The organism is Bombella pollinis (assembly GCF_026385485.1).
Taxonomy (GTDB): domain Bacteria; phylum Pseudomonadota; class Alphaproteobacteria; order Acetobacterales; family Acetobacteraceae; genus Bombella; species Bombella pollinis.
This window is the reverse complement of sequence record NZ_JANIDX010000001.1, coordinates 234,305-252,575: the sequence shown is the minus strand read 5'-3', so window position 1 is coordinate 252,575 and position 18,271 is coordinate 234,305. Positions and strand designations below refer to the sequence as shown.

The window sequence follows — 18,271 nt, the reverse complement described above, 5'->3', positions numbered from 1 at the left end:
CAAAGTCTTGCGGAGTGCGAATCGGCACTATCTGCTCTGGGGATGATGCATGAGGGATGCTGGATGAGCAACCGGGCTATGATGTGGTGGGGTGGTTTGCTAGCTTTTTGGGGCGTGGCGTTTTCTGCTTATGCGGAGGGGCGCGTGGCAGAAGCGCTCCCACCGGCTTGCCCACCGCCTGCCCAGCAGGTGGAGCTTGCGTGCCAAAGCTGGACGGAGCTTGATGCTGCCTTCAAGCAAGGGGTGATGACGGCCATTTTGCCCATAGGTGGGACGGAGCAGAGCGGGCCTTATATGGCGGTGGGTAAACATAATGTGCGGGCGCAGAGCCTTGCTGATGAGATTGCCCGCACGCTTGGCCATACGATGGTTGCCCCTGTTGTGGCGTATGTTCCAGAAGGGGGAACACAACCACGTACAGGCCATATGCGTTTTGCGGGGACGTTATCCATCCCGCCCTCTGTATTTGCAGGTCTTATCGAAGGGGCTGTGGAGAGTTTACGCACACAGGGCTTTAGGACCATTGTGTTGCTAGGAGATCATGGAGGGTATCAAACCCAGCTAGAGGGTTTAGCCCGTAAGGTGAATAAACGCTGGGCGGCAGAGGGGCAGTTAGCGCGTGTATTATATGTAGGGGCTTATTATGATGTGATTGCCCAAGAGTACGCCCCTTATTTACGGCAGCATGGTTATGGTGTGGCTTTGGGGAAACATGCTGATATAAGTGATACGTCACTCATGCTTGCGGTGGACCCTTCCCTTGTGCGGGAGGGGCTTCTGAGGCAGGTTGGGAAACCAACGCCCGCTGATGGGGTCTATGGTGGGGACCCGCGGCAGGCAACGGCTGAACTTGGCCGGGTCGGCATAGCCATGCAGGTGCAGGCTGCTGTTAAGGCCATTTCTTCTTTTAATAGGAGGCACCCATGAGGCTTAAAGTTTCTTTTCTTACAATGGGGGCGTTGTTGATGGCCGGGGCAGCTTATGCCCAGCAACCAACACCCCATCCAGACCCAGAAGATGACCCGATTGTTGCTGAGTCTCCTAAGCCGTTTTCTGATTCGCCAGCCGCCAAAGCCGCTGCACCTTCTACGATGGGTGAGGCTGTAAAGCCTGTTGCTTCTGCGGTGGAGACAATCCCCGGCATGCCGCCTGTGCCAGATGCGCATAATATCTATAGCGAGGCTAGCGGGCCGGATAAGATTTCACCCGCCATTGCGCAGGACCCGGAGCGCATTTATGTGCCGAATTTGCGGGGTAATAGCGTCTCGGTGATTGACCCTAAGACCTATAAAGTCGTGGATACCTTCCCCGTTGGGCGGTCCCCACAACATGTTGTGCCCTCATGGGATTTGCGGACCTTATGGGTGACGAATAATAGTGAAGGCCATACGGATGGCTCCCTCACCCCGATCGACCCACATACAGGCAAGCCCGGTAAGGCTGTCGCGGTGGATGACCCTTACAATATGTACTTTACCCCCGATGGGCAGAATGCCATTGTTGTGGCAGAGGCACATCGCCGGTTGGACTTCCGTGACCCCCATACAATGGCTCTTAAAGGCTCGGTTGAAGCCCCGCTTTGTGAGGGGATTAACCATGCGGCTTTCTCTGCTGATGGGCGTTATGCCATTTTTACATGTGAGTTCGGGCGGTATTTGGCGAAGGTCGATACGGTCAATCGTAAGCTTTTAGGGATGTTGAAGCTCTCTAAAGGCGGGATGCCGCAAGATGTGCTTGCTGCACCAGATGGGCATAAGTTCTATGTTGCTGATATGCATGCCGATGGTGTGTTCATCATTGATGGTGATAGTTTTAAAGAGACAGGCTTCATCCCCACAGGGTTAGGGACGCATGGGCTGTATCCAAGCCGTGATGCTAAATTGCTTTATGTGGCGAACCGTGGGTCTCATATGGTTCATGGGCCGCGCCATAGCAAAGGGAGTGTCTCGGTTGTGGATGTCGCGACCGATAAAGTGTTAAAGACATGGCCCATCCCCGGCGGTGGTAGCCCCGATATGGGCAATGTGAGTGCTGATGGTAAGACATTATGGCTCTCTGGCCGGTTTGATGATGTCGTTTATGCGATTGATACCCAAACCGGGGCGATGAAAAGCATCCCTGTAGGGGCAGAGCCTCATGGCTTGACTGTCTGGCCACAGCCGGGCCGTTACAGCATCGGCCATACGGGCATTATGCGTTAATTGGCTGGAAGCTTATAAGGCATGTAAAAGGGAAAAGGGGGCTTCGGCTCCCTTTTTTCATCATAGCGCGCAGGGAGGGCATGATGAGGTTATTGCGTTTGGAGGCAGTGTGGGGCAGTGTGATGGCCTATATGGGGCTATTATGCCTCATGGGGGTGATGGCATTATCGCAGGCTGATGCTGCTGAGAGTACGCCGGTTGTGACCTCCCATACACGCGCAAGCCTTGTAAGCGCGGTGGATGCTCTACCCAGTGGGACGGCATCACAGCCTGATAAAACGGGTGCAGAGCTGTTATTAGGGTTGCGCCTTCAATTACAACCGGGATGGCACAGCTATTGGCAAAACCCCGGTGATGCGGGGGAGCCGACACATATTCGCATCACCATCAGCGGGGCGCGCAGCGGGGTGGGGGAGCAAATAGAATGGCCCGTGCCAGAGCGTCTCTCCGAGGGTGAATTGATGGCCTATGGCTATCGGGGGGATGTGCTTCTTCCCGTTAAAGTGCCGTTAGAAGGGCAAGGCAATGGGGTGGTGCAGATAACCGCGCAGGCGGATTGGCTTGTTTGTGCTGATATTTGCATCCCCGAAAGCGGGCACTTCACCCTTACTTTGCCCGCGCGTGAGGCAGCTACAACACCTCCAAGTGCTGAGGCAGATTTGTTCCGCAAGGCGGAGGCGGAATTGCCGCAGCCTTCTCCCTTTACGGCGTCTATCACAGCGGAAGGACGGCTTGTTCTGTACGGGGCGGGACTAGCGTCTGATACGGTGCGGCAAGCGTGGTTTTTGCCTTTAGAGGGCGGCGTTATCGCCCATGCCGCCACGCAGGCTGTGACGGTTGAGCCGGGTTATGTGCAGATTCAACTAAAGCCAGATGCGTATGCGCAGCCGCCTTTTTGGCAGAAGTCTTTGGCAGGCGTGGTTGTGTTGGTGGATGGGGCAGGCAATCGCTCTGCTATACATATTACAGCCATGCCGTCCCCTCACGATGTCAGGCAGAAGGCGGGGCAGAGCGTCTTTGGAGTGTTGCTCGCAGCCTTTTTAGGCGGGATGATTTTAAACCTCATGCCATGTGTGTTTCCTGTCTTGGCGATGAAGATTGTCTCTTTTGCCGCAATGGGTGGGGTAGAATGGCGCAGCCGTGTGCAGAGTGCCACATGGTATGGCCTCGGTGTTATGGGCAGTTTTGTGGCCTTTGGCATAGGGATGATGGCTCTACGCTATGGGGGAGCTACGCTGGGATGGGGCTTTCAGTTTCAATCCCCGGCCTTTGTGGTGGGGATGGGATGGCTCTTATTTCTTATGGCTCTGACCTTAGGGGGCGTATTTCACATTACAGGGGGGCGGTTGGTCGGGATGGCTGGCCAAAGGATGGCAGGGCATGGCCCGGTTAGGGAGCTGCTTACAGGTTTATTAGCCGTCATCGTGGCAACGCCTTGCACGGCCCCTTTTATGGGGGTGGCGATTGCAGCGGCCTTTAATGGGCCTGTTTGGATGGGAGGGGTCATCTTCCTCGTTATGGGGGCGGGGTTGGCCCTGCCCTATGTTATGTTGGCTCTTATGCCGGGGGTGGCAGGTTATATTCCGCGCCCTGGCCCGTGGATGGAGCGGGTAAAGCAAGGGTTGGCGTTCCCCCTTTTTGCAAGTTTTGTGTGGTTATTATGGGTCGCTGTGCAGCAAAGCGGGCCAGATATAGTGGTCGTTATGGGGGGCGGGGCTGTGTTGCTCGGCTTAGGCGGCTGGTTTTATGGCCTTGCCCAACAGGCCGCTATGACCAGCCGTACGCCGCGTTTTATGTGGTTCTGCCGTGGGGTGGCGATTTTATGCCTGTTATTATGTGCGCTGGGCCTGATGCAGGTGAGGACGCACGCCCGTGATGTTGCGCAAAAAAATGCCCCTTCCTTTATAGAGCCATTCTCTGAAAAACGCTTGGCAGCCTTACGCGCAGCAGGGCGGCCTGTTTTTGTGGATATGACCGCCTCATGGTGCATCACATGCATGGTAAATGAGCGTGTGGCGTTAGATGTCCCCTCTGTTCAGCAGGCTTTTCATGAGCATGGTGTGACGTTATTGCGGGGGGATTGGACGCAGCATGATGAGGCGATAACGGCCTTCCTTCGTGCGCATGGGCGTGAGGGCGTGCCTTTTTATCTCTACCTTTCCCCACAGGGGAAAGAGGTGCTTTTGCCACAGATATTAACGCCGACCCTCGTGCAGCAGATAATTGGTGAGACGCCTTTTAAAGCAGAACAATAAGGCTGCCTACTGGCTTCCCCCCTTCACTTTATGTTAATGAATAAGCCGGGTTGTGTTAATGAAGATTTTACGGTTTGCGTGCTTAATGCATGAGCGAATAAAAATGGGGGAGCCCGTTTGTGGGGCGTATTATATTTTTAAACTGTTTCCCGCGTGATTGTATCACTGGTGGGGTTAAGACGACTTATCGTCACGCGCTTTTATTGCGCCGTGCGGGGTTTGAGGTGCAGGTCATGCAGCCTGATGGCCCACCTTCATGGTTGGACCGTGAGATGGCGGCTTTGATATGCTCAGATGTGACGAACTTAACAGCGAATGATTTGATTGTTTTCCCTGAAACATTGAATGGCTGGTACAGTAAGATGATTCGTGCCCCTTTGCAGGGGAAGAAAGTTATTTTCTGTCAAAATCCTTATTACTTTTTCACCTATGGGCCATCAAAGCAGAATCTGAAGGAATGGGGGGTACAGTATATTCTCTCCCCCGGCGCGTATTGCACCCGCATGATTCAGTCTGTTTTAGGGGTGGATAATGTGCTGATAACCCCACCCGTTGTGGATGGGACGCTTTTTACCCCACAGCCTAAGTCGCTGCAGATTGTAGTGTCTTATAGGAAATGGGTTGGGCAGGAAAATGTGGTGGATTATGCGGGATTAATGCGTGAGATGTTGCACTTAAAATATCCACAATTTACCCATATTTCTTGGATAGCTTTGCAGAATAATAGCGAGGCAGAAACAGCGCACATTATGGGGAGGTCTGCCATTGTTCTCTCCCTTGGACGTTTGGAATCCTTGGGGATTACGGCTTTGGAGGCCATGGCTGCTGGGTGTTGTGTTGTGGGGTATCATGGTGGTGGTGGAATTGATTACGCTACAGCCCAGAATGGCTTTTGGCATTCGCCAGAAGATGTTGAGGGCGTGGTTGATTCTTTGGCGCGTGCCATAACGGGGTTTTCTTCAGGGGATCCATTATTGCCTAAGATGCTGGAGGCTGGCCATAGAGCAGCGCAGGCTTATGCGCCGGAGCGCGTTAGTGCCACCCTTAAACAAGTTTATAGCCAATTACTTAATGCGGGTGAGTGAAGGTGCATCATTTAGCACCGTGCCGAGGAGATATTTAACCACATGCTAGACCGGTTTATAGCTTATAATGCACGCCATAATGGGGGCGATATTGCTTTTGGGAGTTTGGCGCGCCAGCAAACCTATGCACAGTTAGAGGCGATTGTAAGCCGGTTAGCGCGTGCATTGGAAGGGCTGCGTGATTTGGCCCCGCGCCGGGTGGCTGTGCAATGTAGTGATAGCTGGCGGCATTGGGCGTTAACGCTAGCCCTAGGGCGGCTTGGTCTGGCTTCAGCCTCTTTATCGAAGGGGGATGTCTCGGAGGAGGATTTAGCCATTCTCCAGCCGGAGATTATTATCATTCATGGGATGGGGTGTATGCCCCCCGGCGAGGGGCGGCTGGTCTTGGATGAAGCATGGTTTGAGCGTGTGTTGGAGGGGGTAGAGGGTGATGATGCCTCTAACTATTACCCGCCTGTTCCTGTTGAGCCTTCCACGCCGTGTCGGGCTGCTTTGGCCAATGGGACGGATCGCAATATCCATCTGATAGAGCTTAGCTTTGCGGAGCTGGAGGCAGAGCTTCATCGTTTTATCTATCATGATATGGTGGAGTTCTTTGTGCGTAAAGCGCGTACAGCGCGGCATGTGAGCAGCAAGCCGAATCTTTTATGCTCTATTGGCCCACAATCTTTGAGTGGCTTCCTTATGGCTGGGGCGGCTTTGGCCGCAGGGACAACGGTACGCAGTAGTGATTCCCAAAATATTGCCACAGAGATGATGCAAGCAGCAGAAATGCTGTTGGTTCTCACTCCGGCTCATTTGGAGCATGTTTTAAAAGCTCTTCCGCCAGCTAGTCGGGCGATGAGCCATATCCATTTGCGTGTTGTTGGGGCGGGCTTGCCGCAAAAAACATTGGAGCAAACGCAGGAGCGTTTCACCCCGCATGTGCAGATTGTTTATGGCACGGATGAGACTGGGGTTGTGGCCGCTATCCCCGCAGAAAAGCGGCAAAGTGAGGAGAGTGTTGGTTTGCCCCTCCCGTGGGTTGATATAGAGGCCGTTGATGCTGAGGGGCGGAGATGTCCCGCTGGGGAGGTAGGTTATATTCGTATCCGTAGTGAGAGTGTGCATCCTTATAAGGAGGAAAATCCTGTAGGGGGTGCGCGTTTTCATGAAGGGTGGTTTTACCCGGGGGATCGTGGTGCCATCTCAACAACAGGGGAGGTGCATCTCCATGGCCGGGCCGATGCGTTGATAAATGTGGGTGGAGCGAAGTTTGACCTCGGTGTTGTTGAGGAGATTCTTCTTACAGAGCCACGCATTAAAGAGGCAGGCGTATTCATGCTGGAGGACCGCCAGGGTGTAGAGCGGTGCTATGCTGCGATTGTCTCGACTGAAACATTTGATGAACAAGCCCTTTCCGTCAAATTACGGCAGCGTTATGCCGCTTTGCCCCCTGTGACGATGATTTGGGTGCCAGAAATCCCACGCACAACGGAAGGTCATGTGGAGAGAGAGCGGCTACGGGCTATGTTGAAGGACTATATCCAGCATAAGTTAGAGCGGTGATGAGGCCTATGTATCGCGCGGATGAGATAGCCATTATCGGCACAGGTTGCATATTGCCAGCGGGCCTTGCGGATATGGAGGGGTTGTGGCGGTTTTTACTCGATCGCCGCGATGGTTGTGTTGCTGTGCCGGAGGACCGTTGGGGGCGGCGGCGTTTTTATGACCCGGTGGACCACACGCCGGGTAAGACGACCATGCAATATGGCCACTTTCTCACCTTAGAGGAGCATCAGTTTGAGCCCCTCTTTTTTGGTATTTCCCCGCGTGAGGGGACATTGATGGATGTCCCCCAGCGTTTGCTTTTAAGCGTGGCATGGCATGCTATGGAGAGTGCCAATATAAAAGCGAGCGCGTTGGAGGGAACGCGGACGGGCGTTTTTGTGGGGAGCTTTACACAAGACCAGCTCATTCATGGTGGTAGCCCGTTTATGCAGTCGCAAATCCGCGACCAATTTGCGGCTTTATCCTCCGTTATGACAATGCATGCGGCTCGGTTGGCTCATGTTTATGGCTTAAAAGGCCCGACCATTGCGATGGATACGGCGTGTTCTTCCTCTCTTGTGGCGGTGCATCAAGCCTGTAACAGCCTTCGCCTTGGGGAATGTGACGTAGCTTTAGCCGGTGGGGTAAATTGTATCTTCGCCCCGCAAACCGCCATGCTGATGACAAAAGGGCGTTTCTTAGCCAGAGATGGGCGGTCTAAATCCTTTGCGGCTGATGCTGATGGGTATGGGCGTGGGGAAGGCTGCGTCATATTGATGCTCAAACGCCTTAAAGATGCTGTGCGCGATGGTAACGAGATTCGCGGTGTGATTTGCAGCTCTGGGGTGAATCAGGATGGCCATACGCCTGTTCTCACCATGCCGGATGTGGATGCCCAAGAGAGCTTAATGCGTGAGGTTTTGGGTAAGGTTAAGGTTGCCCCGCGCGATGTTGCTTATGTGGAGGCTCATGGGACGGGCACACCGGTCGGTGACCCGATTGAGGCTAAGGCGATTGGGCAAGCCATTGGGCAGTATCAGGATGAGGGGGAGCCTGTCCTTGTTGGGTCGGTAAAGGCGAATCTGGGCCATTTGGAGGCTGCGGCAGGGGCAGCGGCAGTGTTGAAGGCTATGCTGTGCTTGGAGCATGGCATGGTTCCCGGCCAAGCGAATTTAAAAGAGCTTAACCCGGCTATCCCGTTTGATGAGTATGGCATTAAGGTGGCTCAAGGTGAGCCAAGCCCTCTGCCCCAACGCGATAAGCTTTATGCGGTGGTCAACTCCTTTGGGTATGGCGGGACCAATGCCGTAGCCTTGCTGCGGCGGCCTACAGAGGCGGAGAAAAATGCCGCCCGTAAGAAGGCTATGCGCGAGCATCGGCTTAAAGGGGTGCGGCCAGCAGGTTTTATGGGGCGGACGCCTTTGCTGCTGAGTGCATTTTCTGAGGCGTCGCTCAAGCGGATGGGCCATGTTTATGCCGCTCAACTAGGGGATGAGGCGGATAAGCGTCTGTGGGATGGGCTGTGTTTTGCCGCAGCACGATATAGGGCACGCTTCCGCCAACGGGCCCTTATCCTCCCAGAGCGTGGGGCAGATGCGTATGTGCAAGCGCGTGAGGCGTTGGAGGCCTTGGCGGTGGACCGTAATCACCCAGCCCTCTTTACGGGTAAAGCGGTGGTGGACCAGCCGGTAAAGCCTGTCTTTTTATGCTCTGGTATGGGGCCACAATGGTGGGGGATGGGTCGTTACTTGCTGCGTAAGGCCCCGGCTGAAGTGCGCGCTCTTGCCCAGCAATGTGATGTGCTTTTTCAGGAGCTAGCAGGTTGGTCTTTACGGGATGCGTTGTTGCAGCCAGAGCGTAAGTCCCGCGTGCAGGAAACAGAGGTTGCACAGCCTGCCATCTTTATGGTGCAGATATGCCTTGCGGCATTTTTTGCTCATTATGGCATTACGCCGGGGGCTGTGGTTGGCCATAGTGTTGGGGAAGTGGCAGCAGCCTATATAAGCGGTGCGCTGGAGCTTAAAGACGCCGTTACGGTTATTTACCATCGCAGCCAGTTGCAGGGCCGTCTTGCTGGGCGTGGAACAATGCTGGCCGTTGGGCTAGGGCGCGAGATGTTGGCCAAACGGTTGGAAGGCCGCTTTGGCGGGCAGATTAGCATTGCGGCGGTTAATAGTGGGGAGTCTTGCACAGTTGCAGGGCCGCAAGACGCTCTTGCAGAGCTAGAGCAAGCATGTCGCAAGGAAGGTGTGTTTGCCCGCTTCCTCAAGGTTGAAGTCCCTTATCATAGCCCAGAGATGGCCGCTATTGAGCACGATATGCTCATAGCCTTGGCGCAGATTCAGCCTAAAAAACCGGTGATTCCGCTTTATTCCACCGTGACGGGTCAAGCATGGCGGGATGAGGAGCGTCATGATGGCGCATATTGGTATGCAAACGCGCGTGAGCCGGTCTTATTTTATGAGGCTATGCACCATCTGTTGCAGGATGGTCATGCCGTCTTTTTAGAGGTCGCGTCACATCCGGTTTTGGGGGCCTCTGTGACGCATTGTGCGGAGGAAGGGCGATATGAGGTCGCCGTCATCCCCACTTTGCGCCGTCATCATGATGATGCAGAAGGGCTATTGCGTGCCTTAGTACGCCTAACCTTGAGTGGGGCGGAGCCGGATTGGCGTTATATCCTTCGGGCCGAGCGGATGGATTTACCCTTCTATCGGTGGGTTGAAAAATTAGTCCCCTCTTTGGAGACAGAAGCCGCGCGGCGTGACCGGTTGGATGAGCAGGTTCATCCTGTTTTAGGGACACCGAGCCTATTGGAAGGGCGTGCGTGGCGGGCGGATATTAGTGTCGTCGTGATGGAGTGGCTGATGGACCATAAGGTGCATCAGATGGTGCTGTTCCCCGCTGCGGCTTATATTGAGGCTGCTTTGGCGGCTCATGCACAGTTGGAGGCCAAAGCCCCCGCTGTGATTGAGGATGTGACCCTCAATACCCCCCTTGTTGTGCAAGAGGGGCAAGTGCCCGTTATGATGTGGCGGTTTAACACAACAACGCGGCGTTTAAGCTTTGAGAGTGAAAGCTTTGCATGGAATGGGGATTGGCAAACTCATGGTCATGCTACGGTGTTGCAAGCGGCTCCGTGGTGTGCGACTGCGGAGCGGAATCAGGGGTTCGATTTTACGGCTCTTTGCCAAGGGACCACATGTTTTGAAGGGGCAGAGGTCTATCAGGCTTTTGCCACGATCGGGCTGGAATATGGCCCTGCCTTCCAAACCTTGCGAAGCTTACATCGTGGGGCGGGCTATGTCGTGGCAGAGATTGCCCTTGCTGATGACCAAGCTGCCACAATAGGCGAGTATTTGCTGCACCCAGCATTGCTCGATGGGGCTATGCACGCGCTTATCGGGGCCTTCCCCTTTGAGGAGCAAAAGGAGGTATTCGTCCCTGCATCAATCGAGCGGGTGAGTTATCTGGGGCAGAAGGTTGCGCGGCTTTATGTAAAGGTCACACCGACCCAACGGACGGAGCGGAAGATTGTTGCGGATATGCAGCTCTTTACCCCAGAGGGAGAGTTGGTGTGCGAGTTATTAGGGCTATGTTGCCGCCGTATGGCTCGCCGTGGGGGAGACCGTTCTACAGGTGCGCATCTTATTTACGCACCGGAATGGATTCATGCAGAGCAGCAGCTTTTGTTAAGTGAGCCTTTGGCGATTACGTTTTGTCATGCGGAAAATGACGCTCTTGCAGAGGCTGTAGCGGAGATGCTGCATCAAAATGGGGCAGATATAACCCATGCTGCTTCTCTTAACGGGGCGGATTTAGCGGAACGCTTGGCGCATGAGTCCTTTTTAAGCAAACAACGTGCGCTTGTGTTGTTCCCGCGAGATGGTGCGGATTATCAACACTGCCTTGATGATGTGATGGCGTGTATTGAGGTCATCCAGCATATCCCACAACGGCGGCGGAAGCATCGCCTTGCGGTCATCCTCATCACGCGTGGGGCTTATGCGGAGCATGGGCAGGCTGTGGCGATGCAGCGTGTGTTCCATGGTTTGTTACGCGCTGTGGAGGCAGAGAGAACAGACCTAGCCATACGTTGTGTGGATGTCCCCGCTATTGGGGCGGACCAGCTAGTAGAGGATATCGCTGCCGAGCTGGTGTTGGAGGGGTGTGCTGAGGATAGTGTCTGGTTGCGCCCGAGTGATGAGGGTGTGCAGCGGCTTGTTCAGCGGTTAGTCTCCCCATCTCTCAAGCCAGAGCCGCAACCTGTCTCATGGGGTGAGATTATCAGCTCTCATGATGAGGGGAGCTGTAGCGTGCGGCTAGAGGGGGGACGCGCGAACACGGTGGAGACCATCCGCTGGCAGGCTTATACCGTGCCAGAGCCGGGGCCGGGTGAAGTCAAGCTGCGGACATTAACAGCCAGCCTTAACTTTAAGGATGTTCTTAAAGCCCTTGGTCTCCTCCCGGAGAGCGTGATTGAGGGGACCTTTAACGGCGAAAGCCTCGGTCTTGAGGCCGTGGTGGAGGTTGAAGCCGTTGGTGAGGGTGTTGAGGATATGGCACCGGGTGATCGGCTTGTTGTGGCTTATCCTGATAGCTTTGCTTATCGCCGTGTGTTGAAGGTAAGCGCGCTGGCAGGCTGTGCCTTTAAGCTTTCGGCTGATCTAACGCATGAGGCTTTAGAGCAGCTTGCAGGTGTGCCCGTGGCCTTTATGACGGCCTATTACACCTTAGTGAAGTTAGCACATCTTGCCGAAGGGGAGAGTGTGCTGATTCATGCTGGGACAGGTGGTGTAGGGCAGGCAGCAATTCACATTGCAAAAATGCGTGGGGCTGTCATTTACACCACAGCGGGCAACCCGGAGAAGCGGGACTATCTACGCCAACAAGGCTGTGCCGGTGTGTGGGATTCCCGTACGTTAGAGTTTGTCGATGGTATCCGTGAGGCTACCGGGGGCCGCGGGGTAGATGTGGTGTTGAACTCCCTCCCCGGTGAGGCGATGGTTCATAGCCTTAAACTTGTCGCGCCGATGGGCCGGTTTGTGGAGATTGGCAAGCGCGATATTGTTGAGCATCGGGCGTTGGATCTGAGACCGTTTAATGAGAATTTGACCTATATCTCCTTCGATATGGACCGGATGATGCCGCATGAGGCGTTGTTTGGGATTATGGATGAGATTTTGACGCTCAGCCGGGAGGGTAAGCTTGCTCCCTTGCCGATAAAAACCTTCCCTGCGGCTGAGGCGGCGGAAGCCTTCCGCTATATGATGGCCTCGCGGCATATTGGGAAGGTGCTCCTCTCTTATGAGGATATGAGCGGCCTAAAGGCACGGCCTATTGCGCGCCCCTTACCGGGCTTTAAGCGGGATGGCTCGTACCTCATTACCGGGGGGATGGGCGGCTTTGGCCTCAAAACGGCGGAATATCTGCTCTTACAAGGTGCGGGGGCTGTGCATCTGGCTGGGCGGACCTTACCGCAAGACCCGGAGCGTCAACATGCTATCGCTCAGCTTAACAAGCTTGCTGCGGCGCATGGCGGGCAGGTTGTAACGCATCGGTTGGATGTTACCCAGCCTCATGCGGTGAAGGCATTAGTGCGGAAGCTCGCTCAAGATGAGCGGCCATTGCGCGGGGTGTTCCATGCGGCTGGGGTGGTGGAAGACCAGCTTATTGAATCGATGGATGATTCGCGCAGCATCGCCCGTGTTATGGCCCCTAAAATTGTGGGGGCGCAGGCTTTGGATGAAGCAACGCGCGGCCTGAAGTTGGATCATTTTGTCCTTTATTCCTCCTTTACGGCAGAGTTGGGGAATGTGGGGCAAAGCAGCTATATCGCGGCTAATAGTTACCTTAACGCTCTGGCAGAAAATCGCCGCCGGCAGGGCTTACCGGCTCTTGCTGTAGGGTGGGGAGCGATTGGTGATGTCGGTATGGTGACAGAGAGTGAGGGGGCGGGCCGTCTTTTTGAAGCTGCGGGTATTAAAACCATGAAAGCGGCGGATGCTTTGGCCCTTTTACCGGTTCTTTATGGTGTGGAGCGCAGTGAAGTCTCTGTGGTGGAGATTGATTGGCGGCACGCTTTTGGGGCTCTCACATGGCTGAAAAACTCGGCACGTTTTGCGCTCTTGCAGCAGGAAAGCCAAAGCGGTGGCGTTTCTGATTCCGTGCAGCTTTTAATGAGCATGCCTGAAGGGGAGCGGTTAGATTATGTGCTGACACGGCTAAAGCAGCAATTAGGGACGGTCCTCCAAGTGGACCCGCAGAGCATTGCTGATAGCGCACGTCTTGCCGAGTTGGGGATTGATTCCCTCGCCGGGGTGGAGCTGCAAACGGCTATTAATGTGGAGTTTGGTGTGGATGCGACTCTAACACTTCTTGCACGGAGTGAAACCATCATCGAGATGGCGCGGAGCTTGCTGCAACAGGCTGTAATGATGGTGCAGCAAGGCGGTGCCATCACGGTGGAAGGGGCAGAAGCATGAGAGACATATCGTACCGGACGATTCAGCAGCATGGTTATACAGTCGACTTTTACGACAATACGCTGGCTGCTTTGAATAAAGATGCTAATCGGGTTGATGAGATGCTCAGCTTCCGGGCGGTGGAAAATCCCGATAAGGTCCGCTTCTTCTTGCTCGATGAGGAAGGGGAGATTGAGGAGAGCGCGACTTTCCAGCAAATGCATGATTGGGCATGTCGGATTGCCGGATTGGTGGATCGTTTCATGCCGGAGCGGTCCCGGGTTGTTTTATGCTTTGAGAATGGAACAGCCTCTGTCGCGGGCTTTTTTGGCTGCCTTTATGCGAATATGGAGCCCGTCTCTGGTGTGTACCCGGCTATGTTGGGTAGTGCAGACCGGCTTTTTGAGATTGTGGAGGATTCCGGGGCGGTTGCGGTGCTCGGTACGCGCGAGACGCTTATGGGCTTTAGGCGGCAGGCTGCTGGGCGGGCTGCGGGCCTGAAATGGATCCCTATAGAAGGTGCCGAGCAGGCCAAACCGCTTCATCGCCGTCATGCTGCGGCGTTGGATGATATTGCCTATGTGCAATATACGTCCGGCTCTACGGGGCATCCGCGTGGTGTGGAGATTACGCACCGTAATGTGGGGGCGAATCTGCAACAAATGATGCTCCGCGGCAATTTATGGGCGGGGGAGAGCGGGCTTATATGGTTGCCTCTCTCGCATGACCTTGGCTTGGTGAGTGTGCTTTATTGCATCGGGGCTGGTGGGGCATTGTGGTTGATGCGGCCAGAGCATTTTATCGCCAAGCCGGAGCGATGGGTGCAGGCGATTGACCGGTACCGCCTTAGTTTTTCTGCCGGGCCTAATTTTGCGTACGAGCTTCTAGCCCGACAAGTGCCAGATGCGGCTTTAGAGGGGTTAGACCTGTCTTGCTGGGCATGGTCCTTTATCGGGGCGGAAATGATAGAGCAGGATACGGTGGAGACACTCTTTAAGCGGTATCTGCCTATTGGGTTGAAAAAATCTGTCCTTAGGCCTGGCTACGGGATGGCAGAAACCACCTTAATGGTCTCTAGCGGTAAAGGGGATGGCAAAGAGGTTGTATCTTTTGATGTCGTCTCTCGCCGTGCTTTGGCAGAGGGGCGCGTTGCCCCACCGTATGATGCTTATGATAAGCGGGCCGTGGCGAATTGTGGGCGTGTGATTGATGGTCATGACATCCTCGTGGTGGACCCAGAGAACGAGGCTCCGCTGCCAGACGGTCAGGTAGGGGAGTTATGGTTTAGTGGGCCATCCGTTACGCCGGGCTATGTGAATCGTGAGGTCGAAAACCGCGAGCGTTTCATTATGGGTGATGATGGCCGTCGGTGGTTCCGTAGCCGGGATATGGGCTTTATGCAGCAGGACTGTTTGTTCGTCACGGGGCGGTTGGAAAATAGCGTGCCGATTGGTGAGCAGCGTTATGACCCTGCGGATTTAGCCCAAGCTGTACGGCAGGCATGCCCCTTATTTACAAGCCGTGCTGTGGCGGTCTTCCGTCATGAGGGGATGTTATGCGTTATGGGAGAGCTTTCCTTAACGCATATTCGCCAGACGGAAGATTATGGGGCGGTGTTGGAGGCTATGGCGCGTGCTATGCGGCATATTTGCCCGGTTAAGCAGATACGCTGCGTATTAGTACGCCAAGGGGGTATCTGGCGGACCCCCAGCGGTAAGATGCGCCTTGCGGCAACATCTGAGGCTTATACGCAGGGGCGGTTGCCTGTGGTGCAAGAGCAAAGCTTTGGCCCGGAATCATTAGAGCATCTCGAGGTTTTGGCATGGGGAGAGCGGCCCTTATGAGCGGGGTTTACGGGTATGATAAAGGTAATGAGGGTGCGTGGTCATGAGTGAGACAAAGACGACTGTATTAACCCAAGAGGGTCCTGAGGGAATCAGGTACGATTTTAACGAAGGCTGCCGCGTTTGGGTGCCTGAGGGGGCCAAATGGTTGGTTCGTCTCCGGGATGTGGAGACAGATACTATTTTGTTCCTAGAGGAGCTTATAGGCTCTGGCATGGTGCGGAGCTTTAAGCGTTATTATATTCCTTTTGAGATTTGCGTCTGGAAGGATGGGGAGCTTATCTTCACCCATCTATGTGATTTGCGCGATCGTGAAGTGCTTATCACGATGAACTTGGGTGGTCTTGGGGATCATCTTGCATGGATAGGACATGCCCTAGCTTTTGTAGAGAAGCATAAATGCCGTGCGACTCTTTTTATTGCGTCATATTTAATTCCGCTTTTTGAGGATGAATATCCTGATATTCGCTTTATTGGTGAGTCGGATGTGGGGGATAGGCAATATTATGCTCAATATGTGGTGCTTGTCTTTTTTGATGATCACCACCGTATTTGTCAGCCTAATGATTACCGCCAAAGTGGGTTGGCCCATATGGGGGCTTATATTTTGGGGTTGCCACCGCAGGAGCGTAGGCCGCGTATCTCAGTAGATGAGGGGGGGCGTCCTATGGAGGAGCCCTATGTGTGTATCGCTGCTCAAGCTTCAGGGTTGAGTAAATATTGGAACAACCCGCGCGGATGGTATGACCTTGTCCGTTTTCTGAAAGAAAAAGGGTATAAAGTTGTATGTATTGATGCCATGCGCATTGCTGGGCCTACTGCGGCATTGCGGCCTATCCCCCACGGAACGCAAGACGAAACAGGGGTCCGCCCCTTAACAGAGCGTGCACGTTGGTTAAAACATGCGGAGTTCTTTGTGGGAGTATCATCGGGGCTTTCATGGTTGGCGTGGGCAGCGGAGACACCTGTTGTGATGATTAGTGGCTATACCGAGCCTTATAATGAGTTTTACACACCGTATCGGGTGATTAATCGTAATGTCTGTAATAGTTGCGCAAATGATGTGAATATTGACTTGCGTATGGATGATGTTTTCTTTTGCCCACGTCATAAGGGAACAGACCGCATGTTTGAATGTTCTATAGGTATTTCTTTTACGCAGGTTAAGGCGGTTATCGAGACAATTCCCGGCTTTGGGGAGTTTGACCAATGACAGAGCATAAGAATGATGCCCCGCAAAATGGACGCGGGAAAGAGCGTATTTTGCAGGATATTGCTTCCCTGCGTCCACCCTCCTCACAGGGAGCTTCTTCCTCCTCGTCCTCGTCAGAGGCCTTAGTGTCGGGGGGGAAGTTGTCCTCCCTTGGCGGGAATGAGGCAATGGTAGAGCCGGGGCAGGCAGCTGTAACGTCTTCCCCCGTGCCATCCTTATTAGCTATGGGTGGTTCGTCAGGGGTGGGGCAAGATGTCTCATCTAACGCAAGTGGGGCGCAAGGTGATGATATTGAGCGCATACCCGGTGCTGCATTTCCTGCGCCTGCGCCGGTCCTGACGCAAGAGGGTCCACATGGGCTGCGGTATGATTTTAATTTAGGGATACGCGTTAAGCTCCCAGAGGGTGAGCAATGGCGGATACGCTTTTGGGATGGGCAGACTGATACATGCCTTTATGACCAGAAGAAGGGCGGGGAGATGGTATATTCCCGCAAGAAATACTTTCTCCAAGGTGTGATAGAGCTTTTTGATGATGAGAAGCTCGTTTGGACGCATCATTATAATGCACGGGGGAAGAAGGTTGCCGTTATTATGCCTGCGGGGACATTGGGCGATCCGCTCGGATGGATACCCTATGTAGAGCGTTTTGGCCAAGTGCATGGTTGTACGCTCACCGTTGTGGTGAGTGAGATGATTCGCGATCTTATGGGGCCGGTTTATCCAGAGATTCGCTTCATGGTGGATAAAGAGTTTGGTGCTGTGCGTGATGAGTTTTACGCCACGTATTATCTCGGGCTTTTCTTCCATGATGAGGATCAGGAATGGCAACCGCGGGATTTCCGCGCGGTGGGGCTGCATCGGACGGCAGGGTGGATTTTGGGTGTGGACCCAACAGAGGTCCGCCCGAGAGTGGCGGTTGAGGAGCCTGATACCCGCCCGATAGAGGAACCTTATGTTGTTGTCGCGGTGCAGGCCTCTTGTGCGTGTAAAATGTGGCATCACCCTATTGGGTGGTTAGATACAGTAAAATACCTCAAAAAGATGGGGTATCGTGTTATTTGTATCGATAAAGACCCTGTGGTTGGGGTGGGGTGTTATTGGAATGCCCTGCCTCATGGTGTGGAGGATGAAACAGGCGAGCGTCCCTTGGCAGAGCGTGCGCGTTGGTTAAAACATGCAGAGTTCTTTGTGGGATTATCCTCTGGTTTGTCTTGGTTGGCATGGGCGGTTGAGACGCCTGTCGTGATGATTAGCGGTTTTACAGACCCGATGAATGAGTTCACTACGCCGTATCGGGTCTTTAGTACGCATGGTTGTAATAGCTGTTGGCATGATGTTCGCACGCCTTTTCAGCATAATGATTATCTCTTTTGCCCTCGTCATAAAGGGACAGACCGCGCTTTTGAATGTACGCGCATCATCGGGACAGCGTATGTGATTGATACGATTAAGCGTCTCTGCCGGGACCACGGCTATGTTCCACCGGCTGTTGCAGCAGGGGAGCCTTGGCCTGATGATAAAGAGCGTGCCGAGGGCGCGACCAAACAGGAAGGTTACGAGCATCGGCATGAGGTCTATTGGACGCTCTAAGAGCATGAAGGAACCTTGACGTCCCTTACTCTGGGGACGTGCCTTTCTAAAGGTAGGCTGCTAGAAGGGGAAAAGGTTCCTTCTTTG

The 18,271-nt window shown here is 54.1% G+C and carries 9 protein-coding genes; all 9 read left to right on the top strand.

What is annotated here, in order from left to right; genetic code table 11:
* The first annotated feature begins 63 nt into the window (after positions 1 to 63).
* The 9 genes from NQF89_RS01175 (at position 64) to NQF89_RS01135 (ending at position 18,184) form a co-directional block, all read left to right on the top strand.
* Positions 64 to 927 carry a creatininase family protein gene (locus NQF89_RS01175; RefSeq protein ID WP_266137310.1) on the top strand — a complete coding sequence of 288 codons (864 nt, stop codon included), beginning with the start codon at positions 64 to 66 and terminating at the stop codon, positions 925 to 927.
* Positions 924 to 2,201: a YVTN family beta-propeller repeat protein gene (locus tag NQF89_RS01170; RefSeq protein ID WP_370513613.1), complete on the top strand. Its 1,278-nt coding sequence runs from the start codon at positions 924 to 926 to the stop codon at positions 2,199 to 2,201. The genes NQF89_RS01175 and NQF89_RS01170 overlap by 4 nt, the downstream gene beginning before the upstream one ends.
* Positions 2,202 to 2,281: 80 nt before the next feature.
* Positions 2,282 to 4,456: a protein-disulfide reductase DsbD family protein gene (locus NQF89_RS01165; RefSeq protein ID WP_266137309.1), complete on the top strand. Its 2,175-nt coding sequence runs from the start codon at positions 2,282 to 2,284 to the stop codon at positions 4,454 to 4,456.
* Between the two features lie 119 nt (positions 4,457 to 4,575).
* Positions 4,576 to 5,541 (top strand): glycosyltransferase, encoded by a 966-nt coding sequence (locus NQF89_RS01160; protein WP_266137308.1) that lies wholly within the window; start codon positions 4,576 to 4,578, stop codon positions 5,539 to 5,541.
* Positions 5,542 to 5,583: 42 nt separating this feature from the next.
* Positions 5,584 to 7,089, top strand: coding sequence for an AMP-binding protein (locus tag NQF89_RS01155; RefSeq protein WP_155572577.1), 1,506 nt, complete (start codon positions 5,584 to 5,586; stop codon positions 7,087 to 7,089).
* Positions 7,089 to 13,556 carry a type I polyketide synthase gene (locus NQF89_RS01150; RefSeq protein WP_266137307.1) on the top strand — a complete coding sequence of 2,156 codons (6,468 nt, stop codon included), beginning with the start codon at positions 7,089 to 7,091 and terminating at the stop codon, positions 13,554 to 13,556. Before NQF89_RS01155 ends, NQF89_RS01150 begins: the two co-directional genes overlap by 1 nt.
* Positions 13,553 to 15,379: an AMP-binding protein gene (locus NQF89_RS01145; RefSeq protein WP_155579729.1), complete on the top strand. Its 1,827-nt coding sequence runs from the start codon at positions 13,553 to 13,555 to the stop codon at positions 15,377 to 15,379. Before NQF89_RS01150 ends, NQF89_RS01145 begins: the two co-directional genes overlap by 4 nt.
* A 43-nt stretch (positions 15,380 to 15,422) precedes the next feature.
* Positions 15,423 to 16,592 (top strand): autotransporter strand-loop-strand O-heptosyltransferase, encoded by a 1,170-nt coding sequence (locus NQF89_RS01140; protein ID WP_155572580.1) that lies wholly within the window; start codon positions 15,423 to 15,425, stop codon positions 16,590 to 16,592.
* Entirely contained in the window at positions 16,589 to 18,184 is a 1,596-nt protein-coding gene (locus tag NQF89_RS01135) for an autotransporter strand-loop-strand O-heptosyltransferase (protein ID WP_155572581.1), read from the top strand. The genes NQF89_RS01140 and NQF89_RS01135 overlap by 4 nt, the downstream gene beginning before the upstream one ends.
* The last annotated feature ends 87 nt before the right edge of the window (positions 18,185 to 18,271 follow it).

Bases quoted from the DNA above. Each gene is read 5' to 3' on its own strand.
- NQF89_RS01175 (WP_266137310.1), top strand. From the start codon at position 64: ATGAGCAACCGGGCTATGATGTGGTGGGGTGGTTTGCTAGCTTTTTGG.
- NQF89_RS01150 (WP_266137307.1), top strand. From the start codon at position 7,089: ATGAGGCCTATGTATCGCGCGGATGAGATAGCCATTATCGGCACAGGT.
- NQF89_RS01170 (WP_370513613.1), top strand. From the start codon at position 924: ATGAGGCTTAAAGTTTCTTTTCTTACAATGGGGGCGTTGTTGATGGCC.
- NQF89_RS01140 (WP_155572580.1), top strand. From the start codon at position 15,423: ATGAGTGAGACAAAGACGACTGTATTAACCCAAGAGGGTCCTGAGGGA.
- NQF89_RS01145 (WP_155579729.1), top strand. From the start codon at position 13,553: ATGAGAGACATATCGTACCGGACGATTCAGCAGCATGGTTATACAGTC.
- NQF89_RS01155 (WP_155572577.1), top strand. From the start codon at position 5,584: ATGCTAGACCGGTTTATAGCTTATAATGCACGCCATAATGGGGGCGAT.
- NQF89_RS01165 (WP_266137309.1), top strand. From the start codon at position 2,282: ATGATGAGGTTATTGCGTTTGGAGGCAGTGTGGGGCAGTGTGATGGCC.
- NQF89_RS01135 (WP_155572581.1), top strand. From the start codon at position 16,589: ATGACAGAGCATAAGAATGATGCCCCGCAAAATGGACGCGGGAAAGAG.